This is a genomic window from Parasphingorhabdus sp. (assembly GCF_039977335.1).
Classification (GTDB): Bacteria; Pseudomonadota; Alphaproteobacteria; order Sphingomonadales; family Sphingomonadaceae; genus Parasphingorhabdus.
Genome location: NZ_JBDWDI010000004.1, coordinates 360220 through 382387, shown reverse-complemented (window position 1 = coordinate 382387; position 22168 = coordinate 360220). Strand labels below are relative to the sequence as shown.

General features: G+C 51.5%; 13 protein-coding genes and 1 tRNA gene. 7 read left to right on the top strand and 7 right to left on the bottom strand.

Annotated elements, in window-relative coordinates; genetic code table 11:
• Positions 1–101 precede the first annotated feature (101 nt).
• The gene (putA, locus tag ABJM21_RS09050; RefSeq protein WP_348301470.1) at positions 102–3806 is read right to left on the bottom strand and encodes a bifunctional proline dehydrogenase/L-glutamate gamma-semialdehyde dehydrogenase PutA; all 3705 of its coding nucleotides are present in this window, start codon (positions 3804–3806) and stop codon (positions 102–104) included.
• Positions 3807–3914: 108 nt separating this feature from the next.
• On the opposite strand from putA, the gene ABJM21_RS09045 reads away from it, so the two are divergent.
• The 6 genes from ABJM21_RS09045 (at position 3915) to ABJM21_RS09020 (ending at position 12703) form a co-directional block, all read left to right on the top strand.
• On the top strand, positions 3915–4394 hold the full coding sequence (locus tag ABJM21_RS09045) for an Lrp/AsnC ligand binding domain-containing protein (protein ID WP_348301471.1): 480 nt from the start codon (positions 3915–3917) through the stop codon (positions 4392–4394).
• A gap of 108 nt (positions 4395–4502) precedes the next feature.
• Positions 4503–5435, top strand: coding sequence for a thymidylate synthase (locus tag ABJM21_RS09040; protein WP_348301472.1), 933 nt, complete (start codon positions 4503–4505; stop codon positions 5433–5435).
• Between the two features lie 189 nt (positions 5436–5624).
• Entirely contained in the window at positions 5625–8912 is a 3288-nt protein-coding gene (locus ABJM21_RS09035; RefSeq protein ID WP_348301473.1) for an autotransporter domain-containing protein, read from the top strand.
• A 172-nt stretch (positions 8913–9084) separates the two neighbouring features.
• Positions 9085–10374 carry a 3-methyl-2-oxobutanoate dehydrogenase (2-methylpropanoyl-transferring) subunit alpha gene (locus tag ABJM21_RS09030; protein WP_348301474.1) on the top strand — a complete coding sequence of 430 codons (1290 nt, stop codon included), beginning with the start codon at positions 9085–9087 and terminating at the stop codon, positions 10372–10374.
• A gap of 8 nt (positions 10375–10382) precedes the next feature.
• Positions 10383–11396 carry an alpha-ketoacid dehydrogenase subunit beta gene (locus ABJM21_RS09025; RefSeq protein ID WP_348301689.1) on the top strand — a complete coding sequence of 338 codons (1014 nt, stop codon included), beginning with the start codon at positions 10383–10385 and terminating at the stop codon, positions 11394–11396.
• A complete protein-coding gene (locus ABJM21_RS09020; RefSeq protein ID WP_348301475.1) occupies positions 11393–12703 on the top strand; it encodes a dihydrolipoamide acetyltransferase family protein in 1311 nt (436 codons plus the stop codon). The genes ABJM21_RS09025 and ABJM21_RS09020 overlap by 4 nt, the downstream gene beginning before the upstream one ends.
• A 124-nt stretch (positions 12704–12827) precedes the next feature.
• Here ABJM21_RS09020 and ABJM21_RS09015 read toward each other — a convergent pair whose 3' ends face one another.
• The 4 genes from ABJM21_RS09015 to ABJM21_RS09000 form a co-directional block, all read right to left on the bottom strand.
• Complete coding sequence (locus ABJM21_RS09015) at positions 12828–17927, bottom strand: hypothetical protein (RefSeq protein ID WP_348301476.1); 5100 nt, start codon at positions 17925–17927, stop codon at positions 12828–12830.
• Between the two features lie 62 nt (positions 17928–17989).
• Complete coding sequence (locus ABJM21_RS09010; RefSeq protein ID WP_348301477.1) at positions 17990–19090, bottom strand: hypothetical protein; 1101 nt, start codon at positions 19088–19090, stop codon at positions 17990–17992.
• A 67-nt stretch (positions 19091–19157) separates the two neighbouring features.
• Complete coding sequence (locus tag ABJM21_RS09005; protein ID WP_348301478.1) at positions 19158–19646, bottom strand: hypothetical protein; 489 nt, start codon at positions 19644–19646, stop codon at positions 19158–19160.
• A gap of 10 nt (positions 19647–19656) precedes the next feature.
• The gene (locus ABJM21_RS09000) at positions 19657–20628 is read right to left on the bottom strand and encodes a hypothetical protein (protein ID WP_348301479.1); all 972 of its coding nucleotides are present in this window, start codon (positions 20626–20628) and stop codon (positions 19657–19659) included.
• Positions 20629–21102: 474 nt separating this feature from the next.
• On the opposite strand from ABJM21_RS09000, the gene ABJM21_RS08995 reads away from it, so the two are divergent.
• A tRNA-Asp gene (locus ABJM21_RS08995) sits at positions 21103–21179 on the top strand.
• A 25-nt stretch (positions 21180–21204) separates the two neighbouring features.
• Here the strand turns inward: ABJM21_RS08995 and ABJM21_RS08990 are convergent.
• Both ABJM21_RS08990 and ABJM21_RS08985 read right to left on the bottom strand, forming a co-directional pair.
• Positions 21205–21456, bottom strand: coding sequence for a DUF2842 domain-containing protein (locus ABJM21_RS08990; protein ID WP_348301480.1), 252 nt, complete (start codon positions 21454–21456; stop codon positions 21205–21207).
• Positions 21453–22076 carry a 5-formyltetrahydrofolate cyclo-ligase gene (locus ABJM21_RS08985; RefSeq protein WP_348301481.1) on the bottom strand — a complete coding sequence of 208 codons (624 nt, stop codon included), beginning with the start codon at positions 22074–22076 and terminating at the stop codon, positions 21453–21455. The genes ABJM21_RS08990 and ABJM21_RS08985 overlap by 4 nt, the downstream gene beginning before the upstream one ends.
• Positions 22077–22168: the final 92 nt, after the last annotated feature.

Below are 22168 nucleotides of genomic sequence, written 5' to 3'. Positions count from 1 at the left end.
TTACGCAGCGATAATCAAAATAAGGTTAACGCGATTTTGGTATTGTGGCTGTTTGATATCTAACGTTTTAAAAGTAAAAAACCGTCAGAAAGTAATGACAATCAAGCGTTGAGTAACGAGACATCCCCGCCGGCGGCCGCAATATTGCGAGTAACCGTTTTCTCGTGGACAAAGCGGTCGTGCATATCAGCCACGGTTAGGATGGGTAAGATAGCGCCTTTCCTCGCGGCGATAGCATTACCAATTGCTGGAATATTAGGGTCATTTGATTCGACGACAAGAGCTGCGACCGGTCTGTTTTGCAACTGGCCAGTTATATCATCTAGCGTGGATCCTGCACGTTGAACGAAATTATCAATCCCGATCGCATGGTTTATGCTCGCAAACCATGGATCAATGTTTTTGTTCGCGCTGTCTTGATCTATTTGAAGAAAGCTATTGCCGGTCACAATGGCACGAGCACATGCAGTTAAAATATCTCTGGGATCCCGAAGCATCGAAATGATAAGACCGCGTCCCTGGATGCTATAGGAGTTGGTTTCTCCAGCCGGTGATGCAAGGACTATATCATTTGCGAAAATTGAATCTCTCGACCCGAGTTCTCGGTCGATAATTTTTCCAAACTCGCCGCCGATATCTTGCAAAAGAGCACCGACACTATCTCTATGTAGAAAATTGTCATCAATCTGACGATGAGCCGCGAGGCCTTTTGAGACAGGTTCGGAAAGTTTGTTGGAAAGGATTTGGCCGTCAGTTTCTGTCGGGACAACCGGCGCTCTAGAAATGCCTGTATCCGATCCCATCTTATTTGACAGACGGAGCAAATAGAGAGGTCCGCCAGCCTTTGGTCCTGTTCCAGACAGTCCTTGACCACCGAAAGGTTGAACACCTACAACAGCGCCAATCTGGTTGCGATTAATGTAAATGTTACCCACATCGGCCTTTTTGGCCATGTTATCGCATATGCTTTCAATCCTGCTCTGAATACCAAGTGTTAAACCAAACCCACTTTGGTTGACCTGGTCAATCATATCGCTTTTTTCGCTGGCCGGGAACCGAACGATATGGAGCACAGGTCCGAAAATCTCTTGATCTATATCAGAAAAATGATCGAGCTCATAAGCGACCGGGCGAATGAAATAGCCATCTTGGATATCGCCTTCGGGCGTTTGTCCGATTTTTCGTCCAACTTTGTCCAGCCGCTCTATATGTTTGACGATATTCTCTTTTGCGCCAGCATCAATGACTGGACCGATATCGCAATCGATTTGATCGGGATTGCCGATTATCAAGGCGTTCATTGCACCGCTTAACAGATTGTTGAACTCGTCGGCGATATCCTCTTGTATGCACAAAATACGCAAGGCGGAGCAGCGTTGTCCGGCGCTTTGAAAAGCGGAAGATACAACATCGTCGACAGTTTGTTCCAAGAGTGCTGATGAATCGACGATCATCGCATTAATGCCGCCCGTCTCAGCGATCAGGGGCGTAAGCGGGCGGCCATCTTTCGCAAGACGGCTTGCTATACGTTTTGCCGTCGCTGTGGAACCTGTAAAGATTACTGTCGCTGCGGATGGGTTAGAGACCAAGGCTTCGCCGATATCAGCGCCATCACCGAGAACCAGGTTAATCGCAGCTGGATCAATTCCAGCATCGTGTAACAATCGCACTGCCTCGGTCGCGATGAGGGGAGTTTGTTCGGCAGGTTTAGCTACAACGGTATTCCCGGCGGCTAGCGCTGCCGTGATCTGCCCGAGGAATATCGCCAAGGGAAAATTCCATGGAGAAATGCAGACAGCTACCCCTAACGCTTTTCGATCTTCGAAAGACGGGGTCTTGATTTGCTGTTCATAGTAGCGGCAGAAATCCACTGCTTCGCGCACTTCATCTATGGCATCCGACCATGTTTTTCCGGCTTCCTTCATTGCAAGATAATGGAAAGTTGCAGCGCGCTTTTCTAGCAAGTCGGCGGCATTCTCCAATGCGGAAGCGCGTTCAGCTGTAGGGCGACTGGACCAGAATTTATATGCCTTGCTGGCAGTTTCCATCGCGGTTTCGGCAAGCTTCTTGTCCGCTGAAATGACTTCACCAACATGCTCGTTGAACCTGGCGGGATTTTTGACGGGATGTGCACTCCCGGAGGTTTCCTTGCCTGCGACAATAGGTGTGGCAAGATAGCTATGATTGGCAGCTTGATCCAAGCCTTTTTGAAAGCGCTGCCGGACCGCTGGATTGGACAAGTCCCAACCCGCCGCGATTGCCCGAGTATCATTCAAATAGCCGCGCGGCGCAGGAATATTGTTGTTCGTAGCCGAAGGATATCGTGCCAACGCAGTAGTTGGATCTTGGGTGAGCGTGGACAGTTCAACATCGTGGTCAGCAAGCTTATGTACGAAAGAACTGTTGGCTCCATTTTCCAGCAACCGCCGGATCAGATAAGATAGAAGGTCCTTTTGTGTGCCTACGGGCGCATATATACGGCTGCTGGCATTGGGTTTGGTCAATATAATGTCGTGCAATTGTTGGCCCATGCCAAAGAGGCGCTGAAACTCAATCGCTCGATCGGCACCAGCCAACTGGCGGATGGCCGCAATGCTATATGCGTTATGCGTCGCAAATTGCGGATGGAAGCATTCAGGATGGTCTAACAATTTTTGCGCGCAGGCCAGATAGCTGAGGTCCGTCATCTCCTTTCGCGTGAATACTGGATAGCTCTCCAGCCCCATTTCCTGGGCACGTTTTATTTCGCTATCCCAATAAGCGCCCTTTACCAGCCGGATGAAAAGAGGCGCTTCAAATTGTCGTGCCTTTTCCGCTAACCAGTCAAGCAAGGGCAGGGCACGTCGCTGATAAGCTTGCACGACAAAGCCAAGGCCTTGCCATCCTTTTAGTTCAGGATCGGCCATGATGGCTTCGAGCACGTCCATAGATATGTCGAGCAGCTCAGCTTCTTCCGCATCGATGGTGATCTGGACATTCGCTTGGCGGGCCTTGATTGCAAGCCTTTGCAACTTGGCGGCAATAAGCGGAACAACATGTTCAGCCTGTGCATATTCGTATCGTGGGTGCAAGGCTGATAGCTTTATGGAAATCCCATGATTGAGGCGAGGGTCATTAAATTGGGCGTGGCGCGCGACTTTGTCCAAGGCGTCGGCGTAAGCGGTATAATATTTTTCCGCATCCGCCTCCGTGCGTGCCGCTTCGCCGAGCATATCGAACGAGAAAACATAGCCCTGTCGGCCATATTGCTTGACGCGCTTCAATGCTTGATCGAGCGTTTCGGCAAACACAAATTGAGAGGAAAGCGCCTTGATTGCCGTCCGGGTGGCAAAGCGTAGTTTGGCGTCGCCTATTTTTGTTAGAGGGTTTCTGGCATTTCTAGTCCATTGCAGCCATTTGTCGGTCAGATGCAATGCTCTCCCGGCAAGGCTCATCACTAGCGTATGGCCAGCCCCGCTGTGGGACAACCAACGCCGACCGATCAATTTGTCGCGGATGAGTTCATTGGCCGTGATGGGATCGGTGGTTCGAGATAAAGCCTCGGCTAACCGCATAAGTTGAACACCTTCGTCACTCGAGAGACCATATTCGGTTAGGAATTGATCGATTAACGGCTGTTTTTTGCTGGCACGTAGCTGTTCTATCAAGCTGCTACTGCTGGCCGATATTTTTTCCCAGGTTGTGCTGTCCAGCTGCAGGTCCTTTTGCATTTGCGCTTGCAACGCGTTTTCGCAGCGCCAAGTCGCAGCCGAAATCGCAGTACGAAGTTTTTGGTTAGATGGATGGATAGAGGTTTGTTGATTCATCTTGCGAATTTATTGGCTGTCATTAGGTTAGTAATATCTAAAACCGAGTTTATATAGAAAAATATACTAATATACTTATTATTAATAGGGTGAAAGGTCTGAAAAGAGATGGATGATAGGAATCTTGATAAATTTGATTGGCGTATATTGAAAGCAGTTCAGGCCGATGGTCGGCTTTCACTTTCTTCGCTTTCTGAACAAGTCGGATTATCGAAAACACCGTGTCAGATCCGCCTCAAACGTCTTGAGGAAGACGGATATATTACAGGCTATCATGCGCATTTGAATATGCGAAAGATACGTAAAAACTATGTGGTCTTCATTCAGGTAAAGCTTGAAGCAACCAGTCGTCGGCATCTGGAACAGTTTAATGCGGCCGTTCGAAAAATCGACACGATACAGTCATGCCATATGATGGCTGGCGGCTTTGACTATCTTGTCAAGGTACGTTGCCGGAATATGGAGGAATATCGAGAGATCCTTACAGATTGCATCAACGATCTACCGGGTGTTTATCAGACAACAACTTTCCCGGTTATGGAGGAAGTGAAGGGAGATGTTGGAGCCGATTTAGCCGGGTTGATGTGAAGCTATTCTGACCAACTGCTCTGCTTGCGGACGATTAAGTTCAATTGCTTGGTTGAGGAACGCGAGATTGCTGTATAGCGTCGCGAAGAATATTTTGGAGTAAGCGTTGTGAATCCTGACCAGCACTATGAGCAGCAATATCTTGATCTGATGCGTCATATTTGGACAAGCGGTGACGAGCGTGTTGACCGTACGGGTGTTGGCACTCGGGCAGTATTTGGCGCAACCATGCGATTTGATCTTGCTGAGGAGGCCATCCCTCTTTTAACGACAAAGCGAGTTTTCTGGAAAACAGCTACTCGGGAAATGCTTTGGTTTCTGACGGGTGATACCAACATTCGATCTTTGGTTGAGCAAAAAGTTCATATTTGGACGGATTGGCCATTAGACAAATATCGCAAAGAAACGGGTGATGAAATCAGTCGAGATGTTTTTGAACAGAGGATCATCGACGATAAATCATTTGCTGATCAATGGGGCGATTTGGGGCCTGTCTATGGAACGCAATGGGTCAATTGGCCGCGTTATACGCCAGCAGGTGAGGGGCTCTATCGCCGTGAAAAGAACGGTATCAATCAGATCAAGTTGCTCATCGATAGTCTAAAGAATAATCCGGGATCTCGGCGGCATATTTTTACGGGATGGAATGTCGCGGAACTAGATGAGATGGCTTTACCACCTTGTCACAAGACATATCAATTCTACGTATCTGACGGCAAACTTTCCGCCATTCTTTATCAACGTAGCTGTGATCTTGGACTTGGGTTCGCGTTTAACATCTATTCTGCTGCTTTGCTGCTGCGCATGATCGCGCAACAATGTGACCTGGAAGCAGGTGAGCTGGTTTGGAATGGCGGTGATGTACATCTATATCTAAATCACGCTGAGCTTGTTGAGGAGCAGCTGTCCCGCAAGCCGTTTGGCACCCCAAGATTCACAATACTGCGCAAGCCAAATTCGATTTTCGATTATCAGATTACTGATTTTGAAGTACAGAATTACGAACCGCAATCCCATATTTCTGCGCCTGTGGCAGTTTAAGAGTTCTTTCTCTAACCGCTGCAAAATTACTCTTAATGGTTATTGCATACCAAAATGGAGCAACTTTATTCCAGTGGAGGAATGTAAGTTTACAAGAAAGTATGATAATCATTCGATCTTGACGAGTCGCAGGGGATTCTCAAAAATTAGTAGTTAGGCGTAGTTCAACCAACTTTAGGGAGAGCTGAAATGTCATTTCAAACTATTAGTCGTGCCTTATTCGTAACAGTATCTGCGACGGCTTGTGTCGCTGGATTTGCGGCGACTGCCCAAGCCCAAACCGAGGTGAACGTTGCAGATAATTCTGCCCAATCCCGTCCGGTAATGGTTGAAAATGCTCCCAGTATCGTAATTCGAGATGATCTCACTTTAGACGATCCACCCCCGGTCGGTGTTTTTGATAATATTGTTGATGTGACGGGTGTGGGACAAATGACCACGCGGCCTGACCAGGATTCATTTGGGCTGGGCCTTTGTACAGGAACATTGATCAATCCTCGCACAGTTATTTTTGCGGCTCATTGTGTGAATAGCCAAGCAGCTGAAAGCTATGGCTTTGCAACGGGCGGTACGGCAATAGCCTTTGGTTTTAGTGCAGACAATCGCCCTGCTGTGCGCCGTTGGGTCGGGCTTGATGGTGGCGTGGCTAATGAGACTGACGTCGATTTCAATATCTATAATGTGGAGCAGGTCTGGTATGATGAACGCTCAATTCCAACCGGCTTTCTGGAGGCAGATGTTGCTCTCGCTACACTCGATACCCATGCTGATGGCGTCCCGACTTGGACCCTTTTATTCTCGCCGCTAAGAGAAGAAACCCACGGCGTAATCAACGGCTACGGGGCAAGGGGACTAGGACCTGATGGATCCAATCTCGGCATCGATTTCCGACGGCGTATTGCGGAGAATATGATTTCATCCGCTAGCTCTCTGGACGACAGGAATAACTTCCTCTTTGGCCCTGGCGATCCGAATTTGCCACAAACGCTGTATAACACGGATTTTGATAGTCCTGAAGGTCAAGCAGCTTTTGACTCAGAAAATGGTCGGTTCGATTTCGATCTCTATGATGGAGCTGCGTTACCACGCGAAGGAACAACTGCGGGCGGCGACTCCGGCAGCGCATTGGTTGCGGATGAGCTATTCGATACACCAGTGATTACGTCGGTGCTTTCTGGCGGTTCGCGGTTTTTCGGTTCTGAGGATGATCCTGATCCAGCGCTTACCTTCCAACCATTTTCATCTTATGGAACGCAAAGCTTCTATCAGCCGCTTTATCTTTTCTGGGATCAGATCGTAGCTAACAACAGCTATGTTTATGCATCCAGCCGTGCTGGAACGCGCAACTGGATGAATCCACGCCATTGGGTGCAGGACATCGATCCGAATTACGGCATCAGTGTTGATGGTGAACTCGTTAATGCGCTCCCTGGTTTTGAAGCACCGGGCGTTACAGGCGACACTCCAAAATTTGGCAATGTCTGCTTTCTGGATGATTGTCTGGATCTCTCGACCTTGAGTGTTGATTTTGATGAAGGAACGCCCAACAGTGTCTTTATCGAAGGTGGTCCCGGTAGCCGCAATTTCGTACCAAACAACATAGTTGCTGATCCATCAGCCGACATTCGGGCCCGCTACTATGAAGTGACATTGGCTGCAAACGGAGCAACAAGACTGCGCGATGACGTAACCATCGACCGCCTGAACATAGAAGGTGCAGCACGGCTCGATATTCGCAGGCGAGGGAATCTTAAGGTTTGGGGCGATTATACCCAGACTGGAGGTTGGCTCGATCTTCGGGGCACCCTTACAACAGGAGAAGCCTTCCTTGGTGTGGGACTGTTGACGGGTGATGGATTGTTTGATCCGACATTCCTGACGTCTGTCAATGGTTCAATAGCGCCTGGCCGTAACTTTGGAAACCAGGGTACTCTGACAATCGCAGGCGACGTCATATTAGCTTCTGGTACATTGGCTATTTTTGATGTGAGCCGGCGAGGCAACGACAAGCTGGCTGTAATTGGCGATGCTGACAACTCTGGCATTATTTCGCTGGGTGGTACCGCAGCTGTGGTAAATGCCTTTGGCCGCAACAGCGCGCGGTTTGGTCAAACCTTTGAAATCATCACAGCCGAGGGTGGTGTCGAAAATACCTTTGATGATGTTGTTGGAAGGATTGGTGTTCTTTATCCGGAACTGATTTACGGTCCGAACAATGTTACCGCGAGGATGCGGGCTCTCCGCTTCTCTGACTTCTTCAACAGCGGCGGTGTCACCAACCCATTTTCTCTTGCATTTGGCCGTGCACTAGATGGTGCTCGCGGCAATTCCTACTCTGATTTGAGTAATGTCTTTGGGTTGATTGATGTCATGGAAGTGGGCCAGTTAAGCGCTACCTTCCAAAGCCTGTCGGCCTCGCAGGCAGGTCGTACGACGACGCTCGATCAACAACAAAACTCTGCTATGCGCAACCTTGTTTCTGATCGACTATCGCTGCTGGGTGCCAAAGAAGGCGTGAAAGGCAAGATCAGGATCATCGGTGCTCCGGGGGTTTTGAATAATCGCCAGCTGACGAATAGTTCCGCTTCGCAACTTAGCTTTGCCGGAAACTACCAGTCTTCAAACTGGAATGCCGTTCAACTGCCGGAGAATATGAGCGGCTTTATGTCGGCTGGATACAACCAGTCAGCATTGGCCTTTGGTGGCAACGTTGGGCAGGACAAGCAAGGAAGCTGGCATATTGCCATGGGACTGGAATTTGGCCTCGATGACCGCACAACGCTGGGAACTGCCTTTGGCTATGCCGATGGTGCCCAACAAGTGAGCGGCAGTCTGGCGAATGTTGAGACCAATCAAGCGTCGGTCTATGGCAGTTATCGTCTTGGCGGTAACTTCTACATTGGTGGGCAAGCCTCCATGTCGCATTCCCGGATTGACTCTGACAGCAGAGTATCCAGTGCCGCTGCACTTAGCAATTTGAATACCAGCTCTCTGGCATTCGCGAGTGAAATTGAAGCGGGCTATAATATCGATGTGGATGGTTTGCTGCTGACACCGCGAGCCAGTATCGGTTATTCATCCTACAGCGTTGACGGGTTTCGCGATAATGCCGGTAGTCTCGCAATGGCTGTGGATGAGATTAGTCGTGCCGGCTTGGAGGCTAAAGTAGGCCTGAAAATCTCTGGCAACACAAAAATGGGTTTTGCATCAGGATGGTCGTTCCAGCCTGAGATGAAACTTGATTATGTGAACCGGATTTCCGGGAATGACACGAATTTTAGCGTCACGTTCCTGGATGCCGAAAACTTGCCGTTCGCTTTGCCCATTGGATTGCAGGATGCGTCTTATGGAGAGATGAAGGGCGGGTTTAAGCTGATCAATGGCCCGTTAAGCATTGGTGCCGCAATTGAAACCCGGATGGGTCAGCAGATATATCGAGATGATCGGGCAGTTGTGAACATGGCTGTGCGCTTCTAGATATAGACATCTTTTACGATAATGCAGAAAAGAGGGGGCAGTTATCTGCTCCCTCTTTTTTGTTGGGGATTATAGGACAGATACATTGACCTTTTTGGAAAGATGAAATAATATAACAAACGATTGAAATAAATATTGCGCTGCAGCAAGGCAGCGGAGCAGGAGATTTTGGATGGCTGATGACAATAGCAAGACCAATTTACCGCCATTATCTCTGCATGTTCCCGAACCAAAATATCGTCCGGGTGACCCAGTTGATTATAGCGATGTTGATATACCCAAGGCAGGTGACCAGCCGCGTCCTGATGTAAACAGCGATCCGGCAAAGATGCGTGAGATGGTTTATGACATGGTCCGCGTATTGGATGATGATTATAAAGCGGTTGGACCATGGGATCCTAAGCTTTCCGACGACACGTTACTGAAGATGCTCAAGACCATGGCGCAGGTCCGGGCTTTTGATGATCGTCTTCACCGGATGCAGCGGCAGGGCAAAACCAGCTTCTATATGAAATGCACTGGTGAAGAAGCGACGTCCGTTGCTGCCGCTATGGCGCTACATAGCGATGATATGTGTTTTCCAAGTTATCGTCAGCAGGGCATTTTATTTGTTCGCGGCTATCCGATGGTGGATATGATCAATCAGATTTTCTCTAACCGGGAAGATAAATTGAAAGGTCGCCAGCTTCCGATCATGTATTGTTCTCGGGATCTTGGTTTTTTCTCCATATCCGGCAACTTGGCGACCCAATATCCGCAAGCTGTGGGCTGGGCAATGGCGAGCGCTGCCAAAGGCGATACGCGTATTGCAGCGACTTGGTGTGGTGAAGGTTCTACGGCTGAGGGCGATTTCCACAGTGCCATGACATTTGCGACGGTTTATAATGCGCCGATTGTCATGAATGTTGTGAACAACCAATGGGCTATCTCCTCCTTTTCGGGTTTTGCGGGAGGAGAACGAACCACTTTTGCTGCAAGGGCGGCTGGCTATGGCATCGCCGGTTTGCGGGTGGACGGTAATGATCCATTGGCTGTTTATGCGGCAACACAATGGGCTGCCGAGCGGGCACGAACCAACAACGGCCCTACATTGATCGAGCATTTCACCTATCGAGCAGACGCACATAGTACATCAGATGACCCAGGCGCCTATCGTAGCGCTCAAGAACGCGAGGAATGGCCTTTGGGTGATCCGATTACACGTCTGAAACGCAATCTGATCCATCGCGGCGTGTGGAGCAAGGAGCAGCATGAGGCGCTCGACAAAGAATGCATCGACGCTGTGAAAGTGGCGACCAAGGCGGCCGAGAAGAACGGTATTTTAGGCCATGGTCTACACCAGCCGTTTGAAACTATGTTCCAGGATGTGTTCGAGGAAATGCCTTGGCATCTGAAAGAACAGAGTGAGCAAGCCAATAAGGAACGGGAAATCAAATGGCCAGATGCGGAGGCATCTAAATAATGACAACCATGAACATGATAGAAGCCATTAACAGTGGCCTTGATAATATGATGGCGCGCGATGATGATGTTGTCGTCATGGGTGAAGATGTCGGCTATTTCGGTGGCGTGTTCAGGGCGACAGCTGGTCTTCAGGAGAAACATGGCAAGACGCGCTGCTTTGATACACCGATCAGCGAATGCGGGATTATCGGCGTCGCGGTAGGGATGGCGGCTTATGGTATGCGGCCAGTACCAGAGATCCAGTTTGCCGACTACATTTACCCGGGACTCGATCAGTTGGTGTCGGAAGCGGCGCGCTTGCGTTATCGGTCGGCGGCTGAATTTACCAGTGCGATTACTGTGCGTTCTCCGTTCGGTGGTGGTATATTTGGCGGTCAGACACATAGCCAATCGCCGGAAAGCATGTTTACGCATGTTTGTGGTTTGAAAACCGTTATTCCTTCAACGCCTTACGATGCAAAAGGCCTTTTGATTTCGGCGATTGAAGATAATGATCCAGTGATGTTCTTTGAGCCCAAACGGATTTATAACGGCCCGTTCACGGGCTATTATGATAAGCCGGTTGAGCCTTGGTCGAAATTTGAGGCGTCTCAGGTGCCCGAGGATTATTACAAGATACCGATTGGCAAGGCGAATATTGTGCGGGCTGGCGAGGCCGTGACCATATTGGCTTACGGCACCATGGTGCATGTCGCCAAGGCTGTGGTCGAAGAACATGGCGTGGACGCGGAGGTGATCGATTTGCGAACTCTCGTACCGTTGGATATTGATACCATTGAAGAGTCGGTGAAGAAGACGGGACGCTGTTTGATCATTCACGAAGCAACCCGTACCAGTGGTTTTGGTGCAGAGCTATCGGCTCTGGTTCAGGAGCGGTGCTTCTATCATCTCGAAGCGCCGATTGAGCGGGTCACTGGATTTGATACGCCTTACCCCCATTCGTTGGAATGGGCTTATTTCCCGGGACCGGTTCGGATTGGGGAAGCTTTGGATAAGATAGTCGGGGAGCTGACATCATGAGTATTTACACGTTCAACCTGCCTGACATTGGTGAAGGCATTGCCGAGGCAGAGATTGTCGCTTGGCATGTGAAGGTCGGTGATCGGGTCGAAGAAGATGATCAGATTGCTGACATGATGACCGATAAAGCAACCGTTGAAATGGAAGCTCCGGTGACTGGAACGGTAATCGCTGTTGCTGGTGAAGAAGGCGATATCATTGCTATTGGATCGATGCTTGTTCAGATAGAGTCTGAAGTTGGCGAAGATGCCGTGGAAGCGGAAGAAGCGAAAGGCCAGAGTGGCTCCGATTCTGGCAATCGTGACGCCGTGACGTCGGTTCAAAGGATTGAAAATAAAGAGAAAATTGAAGCACAGCCGGTTGTTCCTGCTGCGCCACCGAAAACGCCCGAACCAGCGCCTGAGCCACCGGAAACTGACGTCATGGCGGCTGATTCCAAGCCGTCCGCAAAGGTTCTGGCTACCCCCGCAGTGCGCAAGCGCGCCGCTGATCTGGGTGTCGATTTGAGCCTTGTCAAAGCGCAGGGCGAGCATATCCGACACAGCGATCTGGATGCTTATCTTAGTTATGGCAGCGGGCAGGGCTATCGTCCTTCGGGTGCCTCGCAGAAGCGTAATGACGAGACGATCAAGGTCATCGGCATGCGTCGCAAGATCGCTCAGAACATGGCTGAATCAAAGCGTCATATTCCGCATTTTTCTTATGTCGATGAGATTGATATGACGGCGGTAGAAGACATGCGCGCGGACCTCAATGCCAATCGCGGCGACCGTCCAAAGATCACCATGTTGCCTTTGATGATCGTTGCGATCTGCAAATCATTGCCACAATTTCCGATGCTAAACGCCATCTATGACGACGAGGCTGGCCTTGTGACGCGTCATGGCGCTGTTCACCTTGGAATGGCTACACAGACCGATCAGGGGCTTATGGTGCCCGTTATACGGGATGCTCAGGATAAGAATATATGGCAATTGGCCGCTGATATCGGCCGTTTATCGGCTGCTGCACGCGATGGGAGCGCGAAACCCGAGGAATTGTCAGGATCTACGCTGACATTGACGTCTCTGGGGCCCTTGGGCGGTATCGCTACTACACCCGTGATTCAGCGCCCACAGGTTGCGATTATCGGTCCTAATAAGATCGTAGAGCGCCCCATGATCATTGACGGCGAGATTCAGGCGCGCAAGCTCATGAATCTGTCGATCTCGTGTGATCACAGGGTCGTGGACGGCTATGATGCCGCCAGCTATGTGCAAGCGCTCAAGCATTTGCTTGAGACACCTGTGCTGTTGTTCGCTGATTGATAGCGCGGCCAATTTAACAAATCCCATTGCCCCCCAAAGGCTCTGGCCTGCTAAATTTCACGCTGATCCATGTCAGCTGGTTTTGTCGTGCCCCTGAAAGAGGACTTTTCGTTCAGCAAATACCCTAGAACCCCAAATTCCCGAGCGTTTGCTGATCAAATTTCAAGCGGAAGGTGATGAAGGGCCCATCTCTGGTATAGCGACTTTCTTCAAAGTCGCGGTCTTCAAAACCCACCACATTATAGCCGAGCGAGATATAGCCGTTTTTAAATGGCGTGATCCCGATGCTCGGTCCCCCGCTATAGGCAATTGTATCAAAATCAGTGCCTATGCGCGCGGTCGCCTGTCCGCCGATGTCAATGGTATCGGATAGATCGAACTTGACGTCCGCCCCGATCACATTGCTCCAGCCTTTGACATCATCTTCACCAAATTTGTCGAAAACATAGCGGCTTCCCCAAAAGAAACTATATTCTCCGGCTTCGGTAAAGATGCCGTCATCCGCGTCAATCGGCGTATAATTGACGCTTAAACTATTGATAATTCTACGAGAAGTGACGTTTCCGTTGACGAGCAACGGTGCGCCACCAATCGGTCCGGACGTGCCAGCGACGGCATTGCGGACTTTGTCTTCGCGGAACTCGAGTTTTTCAAGCCAGGACCATTGACTGTCGGCCGGGCGATGCGCCCAACTGGCTTCTGCCTCGATCACTTGCGTAATGGTTCCGGTTTCATCTTTCGCGTGAAAGATGCTGCCCAATGCTCCCAAAGAACTGCCTTCACCAATCTGTTTCAAAACAGCGGAGGTGAAGCCATAACGTTCACTGATATCACCATCGCGATATTCTGCGCGCGATACCCAGCTCCAGTCATCGTTTCTGAAGGTCGCCCCGGCGGTGACAGCGACGAAATCTTCCGTCAGCGAACCATCATTACCCAGGAAACCGCCTGAAGCGACTGGCTGTGCGTCATTAATCACATCGCTGCGGTCAAAACCCCCCAAGGTTTCGTTGCCGTCGAGTGAGAAATCAATCGTCCACTTGTCGTTGAGCGGAATGCTCTGCGTCAGTCCGTAAGCCGCAAAGGTACGTGGTCCAAACTCGGTAATTTCTTGCTGATTGGCGCTAACCACGGCGCGGGCGCCGTCCCATGGCGCGACATCGACACCAACGCGAGCGGTGCGTGCATCAATATTCTCGCCATCGGCAATCTCGTATGTGCCGACCAGCTTGATGTCATCGGTGATCGCATAGCGCGCAGTGACACTGTGGCGCGCCGGAAAATCAACACTTTCATCCTGTCCGCCCAATGCGAATTCGGTTTGCGCGTCGAGCTCCAGCTTGCCGTCAAACAGTCTTTGCGTCGCACCGAGCCGTGCCAGAGTGGAGCGATTAACGCTGCCATCAGACAATCTGTCTTCGGCATGGACAACACCAGCGCGCAGGGCTGTCTTCTCGCTGCGATATTCCAATTCGGCTGTACCGGAGCGCCGGCGAGCATTGGTGGTCAGGAAATTCTCCTGATAACCGCTGGCAGCCAGTGAAAGTTTGTCACTCAGGCGGACGCGTGTGTCGATCCCAAATTTGCGTGTTCCGCTTTCGGCAGCATTGAGCTGACCCAAACCGAAACCGGCGGATTGTTGGCGGACATAAGCGAGTACATCGAATTTCGAACCATGATGTTCGGCCTCAACCAGCCAAGCCACGGCACTATCGGAACGACGCGGCTCTCCGTTTAGCACATCAGCGGTCTTATTTTCGCTGTCGCTGGAAGCGACTTCTGCACGGAATTCCGTATTCAGATTGGGGCGATAGCGGACATCCACACCCAAAAGGTCGCTTTTGACGGTTTCATTCTCGTCATGGATCGCGGTCGCACCGATTTTGAACTTCTTGTCCTTGGACTCGTAGGTCAAACGGCCACCGGTGTTGAGATCACGGCCACCAACGCCCAATACTTCATATTCAGCGATGATGAATTGCGGATCCAGACCGCTGCTGCGGCTGAGAATAGGTTCGCGGAAATGCAATGATCCAGCAAGATAGTCGATATCATAATCGATATGACGTGTGAGCTCCTTGCGCTCGATAATCCGGTCAGAGCGCAGACGATCGCGAGTTTCCAGTGTGATACGCTCGCTATTGGCGATGATATCGCGTGTGGCGAGGGCATAAGGACCAGACAGGCCGTTACCCTGAATTTCTTCACGGCGGAACCGGTTGGGTGCATCCGCTCCAAAGGCGAGGGCACTGACCTGATCGCTGCGATATTCGGCTTTCACGCCATTAAACGCACGCTGGTAGCGCGCCAGTTCCGGTTCGTTAATGCCGGTCTCATAGTCACCGAACAGTGCATAAAATTGCGGCCGTTCGAGCTTGAGATACAGACGGCGCACCGATGCGGCGTCGTAGCGCTGCTCGGAACGATCGGCATAAACAGTGTAATATCGGCGCGGGTCAATGACGCCGGCAAAGCGGGTTTCATCTTCTTCCTTGTCGGTATCGTAAGACAAGGTCATCAGCCATTTTCCGGTTACACGGCCCTTGGCATAGAGAGCTACACGACCATCCAGATTGATATTGTCATCATCCTCAGTCAGGTCTTCCAGACGCTCGTCGAGCGTGTTGAAACCCACGGTTCCGGCGGCAAAGCCAACAACGGTCCATGGACGATCACCGGGATCAAGCCATGTTTCGATGCGTTGTTCGCGCGATACTTCACCATCCCGGAACGGGAATGTGATGCTGACAGAGCCGGAAGCGGTCGTTGGAGCCAATTCGATATAGGCAATGCCGTCATCGCCCTCTACGCGCCACACAGGGGCACCGCGTTCCAGGCCGGAAAGCTGGTTTGCCTGCTGCGCGTCGACCTCAATGGCCGGCATATAGGGTGATGGAACACTGAAATCGCCGGTTACGCCGTGATGCGCCGGTTTGCCGTCCCGATCGGTCAGGCGCACCGCGATAAGTGGCCGTGTGACACCGTCGGCGATCAGCACGGATTTGTCTTTCAGCAGTTCAGCGTGCAGCGGGCTGGCGGAATAATGGACGTCACGGGTCAGTTCTTCGACCAGCTTGCCATCTTTGTCCAAAACCCGCGCGACAAGGGTGTTTTTGCGGTTTTCAATGTCCAAACCGCGCCATATGCTGATCTGTACCGAACCAGTTGCGCTCTTTTCTTTTCCTTCAAACGACAGTGGGTTCACCTTTTCGCCGTTCAGCGTAAGCTCGACCCGTTGGCCCTTACGGTGCTTGACCGCAGCGCGCAGCGATTTAACCCGAGGATTATAGTCGGTTTCCGGGAAAACCCATCCGATTCCAGGAGCCTGTCCGGCCAGCCAGTTACGCTCTGCGCCAGCGGCCTCCGGATCAGAGAGAATTTCGGGCTTCTGATAGGTCTTAGTTGCTTGTACTTCGCGTGCAGCAACCTTGTGAGCACGGAAATCTGCGCGTTTCAGAGCGCCGCCCCGGCCTTCAACAAAGCGTGAAATGTCGCTGCCAGCAGCGCGTGTGTTCTGGGCGCAGTTAATCGGTGCCATATCGGCAGGGAAGGTTGATGGATCGACCTGTACGACGTGCAAGCCGGGCTTAATGCCCTCAAAATGATAACGACCGTCTTCGTCAGTGACGGTATAGGTGCTATCCTGCAACATGACCCGAATTCCGCCAATTCCGGTGGCTTTTCGGGGGTCAACATCGCATCCGCCGTCGGTAATACGGCCGATAATCGTGAATCTTTCGGAAATACCGTCCCGTTCGATGCGAACAGGCACACTGGTCACTAGACTCTCTGCACCGCGATTGTCGCGTGCTTGAGCTGTGTTGATAGCATCGCCAGGTTGGGCGTCTTGGCGGACTTCCGCCAAATAGGTCAGTAATCCGCTACCTGCTGGGGGCAGAGCGGGCACATTAACCGTAAAATTCTGTCCATTGGGCTGCACAATAGGTGTTACGAGAGCGCCATTATAGCGAACAGTGTCCACGCGCAGTCGCATGGCGTTCGGCAGCTGGTCCTCAATCGTAATCGCGCCGGTGGTACGCACCGGATCGCTATTTTGCACGGTCACCCGATATTGTATCGCATCACCTGGCACCGCAATCGTCGTCGATGTGGTCTTGGTGATGGTTATCGGCACGCCTGGCCTGTCCAATGGGACATCAACCCGCACAGGTGCGGGGTCATTCAGCGTGATGATACCGCCGTAGGAGCCATCCACAATAGTGAAGGGCAGGCCGTCCGTGCGCCGGAAGCCTTGCAGCTCCTCAGGCGTTGCCGCCGATGGCGCTGTATAGGGCGCTGGCGGCTCTATGATCAGCCTGTACTGGCCGGGACGGGCAAACGGGAAGCGATAGAAACCTTCGGTAAAATTATACACATTGCCGCCGCTATCCGTCACGGATCCGCCGGAAATCACTGTGCTGGGGAACACAGAAACGCCGTCATCACCGAAAACTTCCGCTGGCAGGCCCGTGGCGACGTCTATGAGCGTCACCCGTGTACCATCAACAGGGGCGCCGTCGCCGCTGTCAAAGGTTTCACCAAAGGGATCGATCAAAATCCCGACTTCGACTGTGCCAATGGCACTACCGCTGACCTCATCAATACCGACATTAAGCTGATCGCCGGGCTGCACGGACAGAACGCAATCGTTCTGGACCGGCGCGGGCGGTATCGCTGCGGTATTGATCATGCCAACGAAACGGCCGCTATTGACCTCGGTTTCAACGATATTGATGGTCTCACGGTCGCCAGAAGGCGTTGTGAGCACAATATCGAAACTATCGATAGCGGCACTGTTCAGATTGCTGTTTGGGGCAGCAACTGAGACAATCAGGGGTTCTCCAGCACGGATACTACTCGTTGGGGCGATAGCAGCCGGATTGGTATTGATTCCAGAAAATGCACCGCGAAGCTCAACGGGGACATTGCCGCTGGAGCCTCTACAGATGGTACCTGGAAGACGAAGCTGTTCCGCACCTGGCGGATCATCAAAATGGTATAATGTGATCTCAGGCGGCACTGTTGGGGGTGCGACAACCTGGATATCGACGCGATTGGACGGGGTTTGCAGGCGTTGACTGCCAACGTCCCATTCCGCCTCTGCGACATTAGTTATAAGGGGGAAGCTTTGGGCGTGCGCTGGAACCATAGAGGCAGGCGCGATCATCGCTCCTGCAGCAAGTGCCAGACTGACTGGTTTAATGAGATTGGTTAACCAACGCATCCAAAAAAGGGGAGGCGGCGGCCTACCGGAAATGTCCGGTAAACCGCCACTTTCCTCAGTTTCTAGTCTACCGTTACCCGGAAGAGCAGCGTTTCGGTAACGCCTGCAGCGACATCGCCGAGGTCACCGGAGATAACACCGCTAGCTTCTGCGAGCGTGCCAGCATCGGCATTGGTACCCGTGCCGTCACATGCCAGAGCAGAGCGGACACCGTTCGCAGCCGGAATAGTGGCTGGTCCAGATCCCGGAGCCGTCGCATAGAAAGACAGGTCCAGAGCGGAAATGTCATCCGAAATGCTAACGCTGGTGGCGGTTGCACTGCCGGTAGCGTTGGTCACAGCGATACAATATTCGATAACCGCACCCGGAATAGATTTCGGGTTGGTGCTACCGTTTACTGGATCCCAGAGAACCGCGCTTGATTTCACAACGCTGACATTAGCAGCATTGATCACGAAGTTATCTGTATCTGAAGCAGAAGCATTGACGATCACGTTATCGATATTGGCAACGTTAACGGTACCATCTTCGGTGTTTGCGCCAGCATTGACGGTATAATCACCACCAAGACTTCCGCCGGTATCGCCTTCTTTAATCGCTGCGGTCAGCGTAACGCCTGCCGCATCGCCGGTTGCGAGACCCAATGGGATGTTACCAACAACATAGACAGTCGCGTTTGCGTCTTCAGCAAGCTCGTCGATGAATGTCGCGGTATCTTCCGCTGGCTGATAGCCAGGAGTTGCGCCGGATTCGACGAAAATCAGCAGGCCGGTGACATCAAAGTCATCGGTGCCGCTGAAAGGCGTGGCTGCGCCGGTTGTCTGCTGTGCAGCGCTCAGTTCAAAGTCGACCACGTCGTTTGAATCGTTGGTCACCGTATAGGTCAGGAAGGCCGGATTTGGCGCTCCTGCCGTCTGGCCTGGCGTTACGGACTGAGCCGCGCCATTGGCTTCCGACACAGTCAGGTCAAGCTTACGGTCAACCGTAAACGTGTCTGAATCGGTCTCAGCCGTCTGCGATACGCCGCCAACCTGATAGTTGACGGTAACATTATTGGTAATCGCGTCGCCTGCGGTTGTTCCTGCAGCAAAAGCCGGGTTTGCACCCAGCATTGCGGCACTCACAGCACCTGTGGCAACGAGAAGCTTCAGTTTACTGGTCATTACTGTACTCCTGTTTCACTCTATTGTGGATCGCCCAACCCCCGCGGCGATCCGATACGGTTTGCGGTCACTTTACAGTGCCGCGAAATACAAGTTTTCCTTCCGAACCCACTGAAAGAGAACGATTAAATTTCCACTTGATATGCGTTACATCGCTCATCAGGGCAGGGCGGACCTCCCCATTTTCGCGCGTATAGGTAAGAGCCGAAAGCGGCCCCCAGTTTTTGCCTCCGTCAATGGAGACAATTTCGGTGCCATCAGACGTTCCATTGAACGCGACCGCTTTGGGGAGCGGGTTGGTGACAGAGAAATCGGTTGCTGGCGTGCTGCCAACATTCTTATATTTGACGACGAAGACGAGATTATCGCCTGGAATCACCGTTTTTGGCGCTTCAAGCATGACCGCAGTTTTGCCATCCGGCTTTTCAACCGTACGCTCGACAAAAACGTCGCTGGACAATGCAACATTGTTAGCAGCCATTGCCATGCTTGGAGCCATTACCGGCACCGCCAATGCAGCCAATATAGCCAGACGCTTCAAGATATTGATTTTCATCAACTTTTCCTCAATCTATCGTTACTTGGAAGGTGATGGTGCGGGTCTGGCCACCGGCTACTGTGCCAAGGCTGACCGCAATCTCGCTGCCATCAAAGGAGCCTGCATCGGCGTCGGCATCGCTGTCCGTCAGGGCTGCGCCTTCCAGAGTGATGCTTTCGGCCGTGTAAGAGGTATCGGCGGGTATATCATCGGTGACATTCAGGTTGGTAAGGCTGCCTGAACCCGTGACAGTGGCGACGAGTTGATAGGTAATGGTCGCGCCTGGAACCGCTTCATTGCCGCCAAATTGATCGACCACCGTGGCGCTTTTAATCAAAGCAACCTCGGCCGCCTGGATAAGGAAGAAACTGCTAGCTTCGCCGTCGGCGCCGGTTGAACCGACGACCGCATCGCCGCCGCCATCACCTTGACCGGCAAAACTGGTACCGGGCGTGCCGCTGCCAGTAACAGCCTCGGCTGATAACTCTACTTCGGCGCGTTGTCCGTCCGTCGCAGATACCGGGATATCCGACAGAATGAAGATGTTGACGCTGGAATCCGGCGCCAATACCGGATCGTTTGACCCTGGCGAATAAAGTGTATCGACACCGACATCAAAAACGCCGTTGTCATTGGTATCAATGTAGATGACCGCATTGCTGGTATCGAAATCGTCACCACCCTTGGCCGTGTCGGCTGTAAGCGTAAAGGCTTCATTGCCATTGCCCGTGTTGGTGACCTGATAGGTCGTAACTTGTTGCGTGGCACCGCTGTCGGAAGCAATGTCGCCCGGATCGCTTGATGCGACCGTAACGTCGAGCAACTCGTCAACTGTGATAGTAACCGTGTTGGAATCGATGACGACTGGCCCGCTTGGTCCGTCATAAGAGGCTTGCGCGGTGTTGAGAATATCCGTGCCAGCTATCGTGCCAGCGGCATGAGCCGCAGACATGCCCAATGCCCCCAATGCCATCGTGGACAGCGTTAGGGCTAGCGTCATGGCGCCGCGTCTTGCAAGCGCGCCCGCAGGTCGGATTTGACCGATCAAATTTGTTTTTCGTGCACAATTCATGGATTTGATATGCAGGAAAAAGGCAAATATTTCGTAAAGATGACGTCAAAAAGTCTTTGCCGTCATTTTGATTAAATGTGTTTAAAAACAGTGATATGGCGGTATTTTTGAGGGCTTTCTTACCGATTGGTAAACGTAATTTTCACCGTAACTATTTGTAACATTCGTTAAATTCCGTAAAGCTTACATCCGAAATGGCGCTTTCTCAAAGCAAGGCATTTTGCTTGACCGATTGGATCAAATTGACGCCAATTCGACCAACCAGACACCTGGATTTTCATAATCAAATCAGCGTCAGATGAATTTTCTTTGAATCTTTGCAAGAGTGTTGTTGACAGTCAGGCAGAGCTCTTATACTTGCGCTTCTCCACTGCATAGCACGGCACGTATGTCGACGCTTAAGCGGGTGTAGCTCAGTTGGTTAGAGCGCCGGCCTGTCACGCCGGAGGTCGCGAGTTCAAGTCTCGTCACTCGCGCCATTGCCTCAAAAAGGCAATTGGCGGTTCAGGAACGGAATTTTCCGGTATTTATCCAGAGCAGAAGCGGTTTTATCGGATATATCCAGATAGTCCCCGCTACTATGTAGATTGGTAATTGTAACCAGAAGTTCAGATCGCTGATCCAGTCCATCATACTGACAACAATGCCGCACCAAAGCAGAATAAAGACAAGCATCAAGATCATCCCAACCGGTGCGCGCCAATTCGGCGCATCTGGAGCATTATAGGGCGCTTTATCGTCTGGTTCTGTAGTCATGACGTCTTATTAACTCTTTGAATTATTTCAGATTCTGTGACAATCATCTCTAAAGTGACGTCATGGGGTTGCAGGGGGACATTATCGGTTTCTTGGACAGACCAAGCAAGGCCTACTCGCGTCGCCTGCGGGTATTTTTCAAATGTCCGGTCATAATGCCCAGCCCCTTGCCCAAGTCTACCCATGGAACGGTCAAAGGCAAGGACAGGAGCAATGATCAGATCCGGGGTGACCAGCGGACAGTCGGTGCTCGGTTCGGGTATATCTTTGAAACCGTTTTCTAACAGATCGACATTATCGACATGACGAAATTCCATCGGAGAATCACCAGTAACTAAGGGAAAAGCGACCATTTTTCCCATTTCAATGCAGTATTCAGTCAGTTTCCCAGTCGGCGCCTCTGAACCCATAGTGCTATATAGCGCGATGATTTCGCTTTGCTCAATCAACCGTGCCAAAGGCGATGCCGGCCGGCGGAAAGCCAAGCCGCGTGTCGCAGCATCCAACTGACTGTGAAAAGCATCGCGACGTCGCCGATACTCTTCACGTAAATTCTTCTTTTGTTCAATTAAGCTATTCAAAAAATCATCTTTCTTGGGAAAAGGTGACGGGACCGCCAAGGTCGTTTGCTGGAAAATCCTCTGACGCCTATTACGTCAGGTGGGCGCCATATGCTTCGGACCCGACTTCCAAAGAAATCCGCAATCCGGGC